Annotated in this window: 12 protein-coding genes; 6 read left to right on the plus strand and 6 right to left on the minus strand. The window is 37.9% G+C overall.

Features of this window, described 5'->3' with window-relative positions; all coding sequences use genetic code 11:
* Positions 1–73: 73 nt before the first annotated feature.
* On the plus strand, positions 74–1,693 hold the full coding sequence (locus CEV08_RS03945) for an acyl-CoA dehydrogenase family protein (RefSeq protein ID WP_100130462.1): 1,620 nt from the start codon (positions 74–76) through the stop codon (positions 1,691–1,693).
* On the opposite strand, the gene ruvX is transcribed toward CEV08_RS03945, so the two are convergent.
* Positions 1,678–2,157, minus strand: coding sequence for a Holliday junction resolvase RuvX (gene ruvX, locus CEV08_RS03950; RefSeq protein ID WP_100130463.1), 480 nt, complete (start codon positions 2,155–2,157; stop codon positions 1,678–1,680). The two genes, CEV08_RS03945 and ruvX, sit on opposite strands and share 16 nt — an antisense overlap.
* A gap of 147 nt (positions 2,158–2,304) precedes the next feature.
* On the opposite strand from ruvX, the gene gatC reads away from it, so the two are divergent.
* Together gatC and gatA are read left to right on the plus strand one after the other, a co-directional pair.
* Entirely contained in the window at positions 2,305–2,592 is a 288-nt protein-coding gene (gene gatC / locus CEV08_RS03955; protein ID WP_100130464.1) for an Asp-tRNA(Asn)/Glu-tRNA(Gln) amidotransferase subunit GatC, read from the plus strand.
* 31 nt (positions 2,593–2,623) lie between these two features.
* Complete coding sequence (gatA, locus tag CEV08_RS03960; RefSeq protein WP_100130465.1) at positions 2,624–4,108, plus strand: Asp-tRNA(Asn)/Glu-tRNA(Gln) amidotransferase subunit GatA; 1,485 nt, start codon at positions 2,624–2,626, stop codon at positions 4,106–4,108.
* Positions 4,109–4,202: 94 nt separating this feature from the next.
* On the opposite strand, the gene CEV08_RS03965 is transcribed toward gatA, so the two are convergent.
* From CEV08_RS03965 to CEV08_RS03985, 5 genes are all read right to left on the minus strand, one after another.
* The gene (locus CEV08_RS03965) at positions 4,203–4,913 is read right to left on the minus strand and encodes an ABC transporter ATP-binding protein (RefSeq protein ID WP_100130466.1); all 711 of its coding nucleotides are present in this window, start codon (positions 4,911–4,913) and stop codon (positions 4,203–4,205) included.
* Positions 4,900–5,682 carry an ABC transporter ATP-binding protein gene (locus tag CEV08_RS03970; RefSeq protein WP_100130467.1) on the minus strand — a complete coding sequence of 261 codons (783 nt, stop codon included), beginning with the start codon at positions 5,680–5,682 and terminating at the stop codon, positions 4,900–4,902. Before CEV08_RS03970 ends, CEV08_RS03965 begins: the two co-directional genes overlap by 14 nt.
* Positions 5,679–6,737 carry a branched-chain amino acid ABC transporter permease gene (locus tag CEV08_RS03975; protein WP_100130468.1) on the minus strand — a complete coding sequence of 353 codons (1,059 nt, stop codon included), beginning with the start codon at positions 6,735–6,737 and terminating at the stop codon, positions 5,679–5,681. Before CEV08_RS03975 ends, CEV08_RS03970 begins: the two co-directional genes overlap by 4 nt.
* The gene (locus tag CEV08_RS03980) at positions 6,737–7,813 is read right to left on the minus strand and encodes a branched-chain amino acid ABC transporter permease (protein WP_100130469.1); all 1,077 of its coding nucleotides are present in this window, start codon (positions 7,811–7,813) and stop codon (positions 6,737–6,739) included. The genes CEV08_RS03975 and CEV08_RS03980 overlap by 1 nt, the downstream gene beginning before the upstream one ends.
* A 116-nt stretch (positions 7,814–7,929) precedes the next feature.
* Positions 7,930–9,063 (minus strand): ABC transporter substrate-binding protein, encoded by a 1,134-nt coding sequence (locus CEV08_RS03985; RefSeq protein WP_100130470.1) that lies wholly within the window; start codon positions 9,061–9,063, stop codon positions 7,930–7,932.
* Between the two features lie 275 nt (positions 9,064–9,338).
* Here CEV08_RS03985 and CEV08_RS03990 point away from each other — a divergent pair, with 275 nt between their 5' ends.
* The 3 genes from CEV08_RS03990 (at position 9,339) to CEV08_RS04000 (ending at position 11,418) form a co-directional block, all read left to right on the plus strand.
* Positions 9,339–9,914, plus strand: a complete 576-nt coding sequence (locus CEV08_RS03990; protein WP_100130471.1) for a cold-shock protein — start codon at positions 9,339–9,341, stop codon at positions 9,912–9,914.
* Between the two features lie 222 nt (positions 9,915–10,136).
* The gene (locus CEV08_RS03995) at positions 10,137–10,655 is read left to right on the plus strand and encodes a DUF192 domain-containing protein (protein WP_100130472.1); all 519 of its coding nucleotides are present in this window, start codon (positions 10,137–10,139) and stop codon (positions 10,653–10,655) included.
* Positions 10,645–11,418, plus strand: a complete 774-nt coding sequence (locus tag CEV08_RS04000) for an alpha/beta fold hydrolase (protein WP_100130473.1) — start codon at positions 10,645–10,647, stop codon at positions 11,416–11,418. Before CEV08_RS03995 ends, CEV08_RS04000 begins: the two co-directional genes overlap by 11 nt.
* Positions 11,419–11,483 lie beyond the last annotated feature (65 nt).

Genomic DNA, 11,483 nt, shown 5'->3' on the forward strand with positions numbered 1-11,483 from the left:
ATGATAAATGTTTCTTAACTCTAAAAAGACAAATAGTCTATGATATGAATGATTTGAATAGTGGAATATACCTATGAGTGCTGTCTCTGCGCAAAATGCTCGTCGAAAAAATACATTTCTTAGCGATACGCTTATGTTTCGTATGGCCTCTACTTTACCTAAGTCTTTATTAGCAAGCTTTGAAGAAATAGGGGATTTTGCTGCGAGTCGAGAAGCGTGGAAGCTTTCTTGTTCAGCGAATCATTATAAGCCCTTATTACATTATAACGATGAATGGGGGAAACAGGCAGAAAAATTAGAAATACATCCTTCCTATCAAGACCTTCAACGATATTCTAGACGTGCGGGGTTGGTTACCTCGCTTTGGGAAAATACAAGCTCAGAAAATGGGGTACGTTATCAAGCGCGTGCGATTCGTTTGGCTTTATCTGCTGGTTTAGAAACAGGGCATTTGAATGAGGTTATTACAACGAGTGCAGCAATTGCTGTCTTAATTAGTGATAGTGAACTCTTCAAAAAATGGCAAAATGTCCTTTTGTCACGCCAATATGATTCCTCATCAAGGCCTATTCATCATAAAAAATCTGCTTCTCTGACGTGTGCTTTTGAAGACATTGAACAATACGCTTTCAATTTTCCAGGTGTTAAAAAAATTTCTTTCGATGAAAATATGCAACGAGATCTATATCGTTTAAATGTTGTAAAAACCAATGTTATTAATCCTACAGCGGATGGATATCTGGTTAGTACAGATTTAAATGGTCATTTAAGTTGCTTTTTTATTCCACGTATACAGGAAAATGGTGCATTAAATGGATTAATATCGATTCGCCATTTAATTCAGCGCTCTGGAGAACTTTTAACACCAGAGGGCGTTGTTGATTTTCAAGGAAGTTATGGCTGGCTTTTGGGGAATGCTGGAGAAGGTCTTAAAGTTATTAAAGATATTGAGACGATGATGCGTTTTGATCAATCTGTCATATCAGCAGGTGTTTTGCGCGCTGCTCTTCAATTTGGCATAGATTTTTTCCGGAAAAAAATGCCAAATCAACCTTTACCCCCCCTGACAGAACGTATTTTTGCAGATATTGCATTAGATATTGCTGCTTCACAAGCATTGGTTTTGCGTTTAGCGCGAGCGTTTGACAATGCAGCAAATGACCGTTCTGAAGCAGCTTTCGCGCGCATTATGACACCTATTATTGCTTATCACGTCAGTCAATTGGTTGTACCTATTATTGGCGAAATTATTGCACAACTTGGTATTGAAAGTTTTATGGAGAATAATCCATTATCACAAATGTTGCATAATGGACCTGCACGAATTGTAAGAAATAGCTCTGCTAATCAATTGGTAAAGGATGCTATTCTTATCGCTGAAAAAGCGCCGGGATTATTTCAGAAATTGTTAGAAAAAATTGCTCTTGATATTGGACCAGCGGGACCACGAGCCATTGAAATTATTAAGTCTGCCGGTGATATGGCATCAAAAAATGAGGGAGCAGGAAGGTTTTTTGTTGAACAAGTCGCCTATGCTGCCGCTGCTGCGTCATTACGTTCTACGGATATAGAACATGTTGCAAATGCCTATATGGAAAGCCGTCTTGGGGGACAATGGCGATCTTCCTACGGGATGCTCATTGCACGCTATAATGCAGGGCATTTGCTTAATGTTCTCTATCCTTCCATATGATGAAAGTTTTGAATTCTATTGAGAGCACCTTGCAATATAAAAGCGGCAGCTGCCGAATCAATTCTGCCTGCTCTTTTAGTGCGCGATACATTCATTTCTAAAAGAGAACGTTCTGCAGCAATTGTTGATAAGCGCTCATCCCAAAAAACAAATGGAATTTTTGTATAGTTTTTCATATTGCTCACAAAAGCTCTGGTCGCTTGAACACGAGAGCCACTGCTTCCATTCATATTAAGAGGTAAGCCAATGATAATAACGCCAACATTTTCATAATCAAACATTTTAATAAGTGTGTGGGCATCTTCTGTAAATTTCTTTCGCTGGAGTACAGGACGCGGATTTGAAACAGTTAATCCCATATCAGAAATCGCAACTCCAATTGTTTTTGTCCCTAAATCTAAGCCTGCTATTGTTTGTCCAGGCAAGAGATGTGTCATAACTTCATTTATATTAATAACAGCCATAGGGATTATAATACGTCTTTTAATGTTTTAGATCTATAATTATATTCTTTATTCATGTTATCTAATATTCTTGCGCTTGTAAGCAGAGCCTTGTATAGCCAGAATAAGGATCAATAAATAAACAAAAATAGAAAGGCGTAAAAAAATATGTCTGTTGATCAAGAAACCGTCAAGCGAGTTGCACGTTTAGCGCGGATTGCTATCCACGATAATGAAGTGGAACCTATGACAAAAAAATTCAATGCTATTTTAGGTTTTGTAGAGCAATTGAATGAAGTTGATGTCAGTGAGGTTGAACCATTAACATCTGTGATGCCGATGACTCTACGAATGCGTGAAGATTATGTTACAGATGGCAATAAAGCAGCAGATATTGTCGCTAATGCACCTGTTACAGAAGAAAATTTTTTTCTTGTCTCAAAAATTGTTGAGTAACTTTTTATATTTTTGAAATTTGAGAGCCAATATGACTGATTTAACAACCCTCACAATTGCACAAGCTCGTGATGCTCTGATAAAGAAAAAGCTCAAAGCAACGGAATTAACGGAAGCTTATTTAAAAGCAATAGAATTGGCTAATCCGGCTTTGAATGCTTATGTAACAATAACAGCAGAACAAGCAAGAAAAATGGCTGCTGAATCAGACACTCGCTTAGCAAAAGGAGAGGGAGGGCTTTTGGAAGGAATTCCCTTGGGGATTAAAGATCTTTTTGCAACTCATGGTGTTCATACTCAAGCTTGTTCAAATATTCTTGATGGTTTTAAACCGCACTATGAATCAACCGTTACGGCTAATTTATGGCAAGATGGTGCCGTAATGTTAGGAAAACTTAATATGGACGAGTTTGCTATGGGTTCCTCTAATGAGACATCATATTATGGCCCCGTTATTAGTCCGTGGAAGAAAAAAGGCTCGAATGAAAAACTCGTCCCCGGTGGTTCTTCTGGTGGTTCTGCTGCCGCTGTTGCAGCAGGGCTTTGTGCTGGGGCAACAGCAACAGATACAGGGGGCTCAATACGTCAACCAGCAGCCTTTACGGGCACTGTAGGAATAAAGCCAACGTATGGACGTTGTTCACGATGGGGGGTTGTTGCGTTTGCTTCATCCCTTGATCAATCTGGACCTATCGCTAGAGATGTTCGTGATTGTGCTATCTTACTCAGATCAATGGCCTCTTTTGATGAAAAAGATTCTACTTCCATGAATTTACCAGTTCCTGATTATGAAAGTTATCTTGGTCAATCAATTAAAGGAATGAAAATTGGTATTCCAAAAGAATATCATCTTGATGGAATGTCTTCTGAAATCATTGAACTTTGGCAAAAGGGAATAAATTGGTTAAAAGAAGCAGGCGCTGAAATACGTGATATTTCCTTACCCCATACAAAATACGCTCTTCCTTCTTATTATATTATAGCGCCTGCAGAAGCTTCTTCTAATTTAGCGCGTTATGATGGTGTCCGTTTTGGTTTGCGCGTGCCTGGAAAAGATATCATTGAAATGTATGAAAATACGCGTTCAGTTGGTTTTGGTGATGAAGTCAAGCGGCGTATTTTGGTTGGAACTTATGTTCTTTCATCAGGCTATTATGATGCCTGTTATCTAAAAGCTCAAAAAGTAAGAACACTCGTAAAACGTGATTTTAATCAATGTTTTGATTCAGGCATTGATGCTATTCTTACACCTGCAACACCAACACCTGCCTTTAGTATTGCTGATGAAAAAATAAAAAATGATGCTGTTGCAATGTATCTTAATGATATTTTGACGGTACCCGTTAATATGGCTGGCTTACCAGGAATATCTGTTCCTGCTGGTCTGTCATCAAATGGTTTACCCCTAGGATTGCAATTGATTGGGAAACCTTTTGCTGAAGAAATCATTTTTCAAATGGCGCACATTATTGAACAAGAAGCAGGGATATTTTGTGCAGAAAAATGGTGGATATAATCATCAAATTTCACAAAAAAGCATTTCTCATCACTGATGAGAAATGCTTTTTTAAAAGGAAAGAGGATAAGCTCTATTGCCTCAATTCACCCCTTTATCCACCAAGATAGGCTTCTTTAACACGCGGATCAGAAAGCATCGCTTTACCTTCTCCGTGAAATAAAATATGGCCTACCTCTAAAATATAAGCATAATCAGCTATGGAAAGTGCAGCAAATGCATTTTGTTCGATAAGAAGAACAGTTTTTCCCATATCATTAATTTTTCGGATAATTGAAAAAATCTCTCGAACGAGAAGGGGGGCTAACCCCAACGAGGGTTCATCTAATATGACCATATCAGGATTGCTCATAAGTGCGCGCCCTACGGCAACCATTTGTTGTTCTCCACCTGACATTGTTCCTCCCAACTGTTTCGATCTTTCACGCAGGCGCGGGAAAAGATCAAATATCCATTCAATATCACGAGAAATCCCCTGTTTATCATGGCGAATATAAGCACCCAGATGGAGATTTTCTAAAACAGTGAGATGAGGCATAATGCGTCGCCCTTCAGGACTCAGAGCAATCCCTAAACGCAAAATCTCTTCTGGTGATTTTTTAATAATTGATTCGCCATTATAGGTAATCTCTCCGTAAACAGAGCGATTAAGTCCTGTAATAGAGCGTACAATACTGCTTTTTCCTGCACCATTGGCTCCAATTAAAGTGACAATACTTCCCTTTTTTATGGACATAGAAAGGTTTTGGACAGCTTTAATGGCGCCATAGTGAACGTGAAGATTTTTTATTTTAAGAATATTCATAAACATCTCCGCCAAGATAAGCTTCAATAACTTTTGGGTTATTACGAATTTCATCTGGTGTGCCATTAGCAATGCAACAGCCATGTTCCATGACCAAAATATGTTGGCAAAGCCCCATAACTACTTTCATATCGTGTTCAATAAGAAGAATTGTAAGATCAAAGTCTTTTTGCACTTTTGCTATGAATTTTTTAAGATCTTCACTTTCTTGTGGATTCATGCCAGCGACCGGTTCATCAAGAAGAAGTAATTTGGGTTTTGTGGCTAACGCGCGCGCAATTTCTAAACGTCGTTGTACACCATAGGGTAAAGCTGTTGCCAATTGATTGGCAAGGTGATCAAGTTGTAGCCGTTCAAGAAGCTCCATGGAATTTTTATAAACTTCTCTTTTTTCTTTCATTGCTTTTGAAAAAAAGAGAGCTGAAAAAAACCAAGGATATTTTTGACGAACATGGGCGCCTACCATAACGTTTTGTAAAACCGTTAACCCTGAGAAAAGACGAATATTTTGAAATGTCCGAGCAATATGACGCCTACAGATAATATAAGGAGGTTCTCCAGAGATTTTTTGTTTATCAAAAAGAATGGTGCCGCTTGTAGGGGCATAAAATCCAGAAATCATATTGAAAACTGTTGTTTTCCCAGCACCATTGGGACCAATTAGTCCAGTAATGCTTCCTCGTTTAATGGCCATATTAACGTTATTGACAGCAACTAATCCGCCAAAACGCATTACAATATCATTGAGTGAAAGAAGAGTGCCGTTCATAGCTTTCCCTCGGTATTAGAAAGCTTTTTGCGTGTCAAAAAGCTGTAAATTCCATTCCATGAGAATTCACGTTGTCCCATCAATCCTTTTCTCCAAAATAAAATAATTATCAGTAATAAAAGAGAAAAAACAACCATGCGAAGTCCTGGTGTTTCTGGAATATGTATAAAACCTAAGTCAAATGGACTTTCAATAATACGAAGCCATTCAAGCATGACTGTAATAATAATGCTCCCAATAATACTTCCTGTAATTGAACCCAGACCACCAGCAACAACAATCATCAAAATATTAAAAGTGAGCAAAAAATTAAACATTTTGGGATCAATGGTTGAAATAAGAGCAGCCATTAAGGCTCCACCTATACCGGCAAAAAATGCGCCAACAGTAAAAGAAAAACTACGGTAGAAAAAAGCGTTCACTCCCATGGTTTTCGCAGCTATTTCATCATCACGAATAGCACGGAGTACGTTACCAGTATTGCTTCGCAGTAAGAGGACAATAAAGAGAACTGTAAATGTTAACCAACCATAGTTCCACCATAACGTTGCATTTTGAGGTATTCCTTTGATTCCCAAAGAGCCATTTGTGAGCGATGTTGCATTCGTAATAACAATGCGAATAATTTCTGCAAAACCCAATGTTGCAATTCCAAGATAATCGCCACCAAGACGCAATATTGGCAAAGCAATCAATAAACCGATAATTGCTGCAGATAAGCCACTAACAACAACAGCGATAAAAAAAGGAAATTGTAGATGGGACAATGGTTCAGCGATAGGATCAAGAATCCACATCATCTCCTTTTGCTCAGGGGAAAGAAGTAAAATTGCGCAGACATAAGCGCCAATAGCCATAAAGCCGGCATGTCCAAGGGAAAACATACCTGTAAAACCGTAAATTAAATTAAGCGAAATCGCCAAGATCGCATTAATAGCAATCAGATTGATGATACGGAGTGTATAGTCATTAAAATGGTTATCTGCATAGAATAAAAAACCTATAAGAACGAAAATACTGATACACGATAAAAAAGTTGTTGCTGACTTTGGCATTAGATTTTCTCCTGACTTTTTTTACCCATTAATCCCGTGGGCAATACCAATAAAATCAGAATCAATAAAATAAAAGCGAAGGCATCTCGATATCCAGATAACGCGGGAAAAAATGCGATAATCATAATTTCAATAAACCCTAATAACAATCCTCCCAACATTGCTCCTGGTATTGAACCAATACCTCCGATAACGGCAGCAATAAAAGCTTTAAGACCAGGGAGAACGCCCATATAAGGCTGAATTTGAGGATAGCGTAAAGACCACATAATGCCTGCTATAGCAGCAAGTGCTGAACCTATCCCAAAGGTAAATGCAATGACTTTATTAACAGAAACCCCCATTAAACGCGTCGTTTCAATATCATGGGAGATTGCACGCATAGCAAGACCAGGTTTTGTTTTGTGGATAATCCATAACAATAAAACAATAAGAATCAATGATACAATGGGAACAATCAGAGACATGGGAGCAATTCTAATGATACCCTCTGCTTCTGATCCTAGATGCCATAAAAATGGTGTTACCAGAAAATCTGGCTGTTTTACACCTTTAGGAACACCACTAAAGAGTACAGTAGAAAGATTTTCAATAAGAAAAGAAACACCAATTGCACCGATAAGTGCCGAAATACGCGGCGCATGGCGTAGTGGTTTATAAGCAAGTTGATCGACGATAATTCCCACTGCACTTGTAATAAAAATGGAAAAACAAAGAGCTAAAACCCAAATCGGTGTGAAATCTTGTGGGGAAATTTTAAAATAATAAACAAACCCTAACGAAAGAATTAAAAAAATAGCGATCCAATAGACTGGAGGGCGCCTTTTAAATCCTATAAAGACTGAATAATAAATAAGGGCAGCAAGGAATAAAAGAAGAAGTGCTGCCCACGCAGGCATAAAGCTAATCGTGGAGAAGAAAACAAAATAGGCTCCCAGCATAAAGATATCACCGTGAGCAAAATTAATCAATCTCAATATACCGTAGACCATGGTATAACCAATAGCAATAAGCCCATAAAGAGATCCCAATGCCAGTGCATTAAAAAAGTACTGGATGAACATTTCAGTGCTCATCTCTCATCCTTCCACATTTGTTAATTTACACAGGATAATAAAAAAAATCTCAAATTCTTGGTTGAGAAAAAGATTCTCAACCAACTCTTAACATTTTAATAAGTACAATCATTACATTAAAGTGCTGGCTTAACTTCTTCTAAATAAACACGTTTTCCATTCTGTATTTTAATGATACCAATGGGAATCTTAGGGTTATGATTTTCATCAATTGACATATCGCCAAAAGGCGTTGGAAAATCTTTTAATTTGCTCAGTGCAATCGTAATTTTTTCACGATCAGCGCTACCAGCATTTTCAATAGCCTTCATGAACATCATATAACTTGTGTATCCCAAAACTGCATTGATATTTGGCTTTTTGTCAGGATAGGTTTTTTTCCATTCTTTTGTGAATTCTTGTGCAGCTTCTGACATATTGGGCATGTCTTCACTATAGGGAAGTGTCGTATGTAAAAAACCTTCTGCAGCATTTCCTGCAATTGTAATGGTTTCTGGATTATCCATAGCATCCCCCCCTATAATTTGAAACTTTGCTCCTAATTCACGTGCTTGTTTCATAATGATGGCACCTTCAGAAAAATAAGATGGGATAAATAAGATATCAGGTTTTTGCGCGATAATTTGCGTGAGAACAGCAGAAAAGTCCTGATCTCCGGAATTATAGTTTAAATTTGAGATAACTTTACCCCCTAATTTCTTGAAAGCACGCGTAAAGTAACTTGCAAGACCAATAGCATAATCGCTTGAAATATCTTTGAGAACAGCAGCTTTTTTTGCATGTAAAGTTTGGCTTACATAAGTTGCGACACCTACCCCTTGATAGGAATCAATAAAGCAAGCGCGAAAATAATATTTTTTACCCTGTGTAACAAGGGGATTCGTTGAAGAAGTTGCAATGGTTGGAGTTTTTGCTTTTTCAGATATTTCACCACCCGCTAGTGAGAGCGAAGAACCATAGCTACCAATGATTCCATTTACCTTTTCACTTGCTGTTAAACGCATCACAGCATTAGCCGCTTCTACTTTATCAGATTTATTATCAATAATAACAAGTTCCACTTTACGTCTCAAAATTTCTGGAACTTGTTTATGGGCTAATTCGATACCTCGAATTTCAAGTTGACCTCCAAAGGCATTTTGGCCACTTAATGGGAGATAAACACCAATTTTGATGGGCTCACTCGCATAAACACTTGCTGTAAGTGCCATGAAAGCTGTGATTGTCGTAAGGACTTTCTTCAGTCGCATTGCGCATTTTCCTTGAATTGTATTGTCATTTTTGCACCTTATATTGAACTTCTTCATCATGCAAGTTACACATTTATATAAAAAACTTTTTATATCACCTTTTTTAGGGCATCTTTGGTAAGGTATGTAAAACATACAATTTGATATTAACATTAAGAGATACGACAATATGGGGAAATCTTATCTTGGGGCTTGCGTGTTGATATAAGAGCAATGTTTACTTAGACCTATAGAATCAATATCGTGCAATTTATAAGCTATGGGATCACGTTATTATGACGAGTAAGGATGCATTAAAAGATTGTTCCCTATCTGAGGATAGTATAGGTGTTTGCGGGGAGATTATCGAAATCAGTGGTGTCATTAAGTGGTTTGATAGTAGTAAGGGCTACGGGTTTATTGTACCTGATTTGCCTCATTTCCCCGATATATTATTGCATGTTACAGTCATGCGAAGGGATGGTTTCCAAACAGCTTTGGAGGGCGCTAAAGTTATTTGTGCTGTGGAAAAAACGGAACGAGGATTAAAGTGCGTTCAGGTGAAATCCATCGATTGTTCTTCAGCGGTTCATCCATCAGAAGTGCCAGCCCGTACTCATGTTGTTGTTACTCCAGAAAGTGGTCTAGAACGTGCAATTGTTAAATGGTTCAATCGTGACAAAGGTTTCGGTTTTCTTAGCCGTGGGCAGGGGACAGAAGATATTTTTATTCATATGGAAACGTTGCGCCGTTTTGGTTTAGCAGAGCTTCGTTCGGGACAAGTTGTTCTTGTCCGTTTTGGTAAAGGCGAAAAAGGTTTGATGACAGCAGAAATTTATCCAGATATAGGGTTTCCTTTTGCGACACATTAAATCACTGCTCATTGAATTTTACGCGTGAAATCAGTGTTTTTAAAGGGTGTTATTATATAAATGGTTATAGGGCGTCTTTGTTATGGCTCTCGTAAATCTAGAAACTAAATGAGAAAAATTGCGTATTCCATTGAAAAAAAGAAATAATTTTCTTGTTTTTTTATTTTTAAACTCTGATATTTTTATTAAAAAAATAAAACGCTTATGTGGTAGAGACTTAAGATGTTAAAGCCTTTAAAAAAAGGGGGTATTTTTTCATTAGCGATGCTTTTTATGTTAAAAGTGTCTGTTGTTGGAGCAAAGAAGCCCATAGAGATCCCTGTTCATCCCATTCCTTTAGAAATACAGACAAAGGGGGGGACGGTTTCTTATAAGGTAGAGATTGCTTTTACACCCTCTCAAGCCGCGGCTGGTTTAATGTATCGGACAGATTTTCCACGCGATCGTGCAATGCTTTTTAAGCAGCCCCAAAGCAATCAATCGGAAAATGAACAAAAATTTTTTATGTGGATGGCCAATACACCTTTGCCTTTAGATATGATTTTTTTAAACTCTGAAGGGATTATTGTATCGATTGTTGAGAATACTTCTCCCTTTTCAACAAAGACCATTTCATCAGGCGTTCCTGCAGCTTTTGCACTTGAGATTAACGCTGGTGAAGTTTATGAGAAACAGATACAAAAAGGGCAACGTGTTATTCATCCTGTAATTTGTGGAAAGTGCACTAAAAATGACAGCTGAAGACGTTCGTTTTTTTGAATATGATGGTTTGCGATTTGCTTATCGAGAAGAAGGAGAAGGCACGCCTATTTTGTTGATTCATGGTTTTGCCTCTTCTGCACGCGTAAATTGGTATGCAACGGGTTGGTTTCGCGTTCTCATTGAAGCAGGATATCGTGTTATTGCTCTTGATAATCGGGGGCATGGAGATTCAGTTAAAAGTTATGATCCTAGCTTTTATACACCTCAAGCTATGGCGGGCGATGCAGTAAGACTATTACAACATTTAGAGTTATCTAAAGCCCATGTTATGGGATATTCTATGGGAGCTCGTATTAGTGCTTTTATGGCTCTTTTACATCCGACATATGTGAACAGCGTTATTTTTGGTGGTTTAGGTATTGGTATGGTAACGGGAGCAGGAAATTGGGAGCCTGTTGCTGAGGCTCTTTTAGCGGAAGATCCCTCTACCATTACCAATATGCGTGGTTTAATGTTCCGTAAATTTGCTGATCAAACGAAAAGTGATAGACGTGCTCTGGCTGCTTGTATTATCACCTCAAAACAGGAATTAACGGCGTCTGAAATTTCTAAAATTGAACAACCTGCACTTGTTGCCGTTGGTTCATTAGATGAGATTGGTGGTGCTGCAGAGCCATTAGCGGCTTTGTTGCCTTGTGGTAAAGCTTTATCAATTCCTGGTCGAGATCATATGCTTGCTGTAGGCGATAAAGTTTATAAAAAAGGTGTTATCGATTTTCTTTCCCATTATCCTATAAAATAAAAATTTTTTATAGGTTTTATCCTTCACAAAAAGCTCCAAAAATTTTTGCGTATAAATTGAAAAAC

The sequence above is a fragment of the Bartonella tribocorum genome, assembly GCF_002778015.1.
In the GTDB taxonomy this organism is placed as follows: Bacteria; Pseudomonadota; Alphaproteobacteria; order Rhizobiales; family Rhizobiaceae; genus Bartonella; species Bartonella tribocorum_B.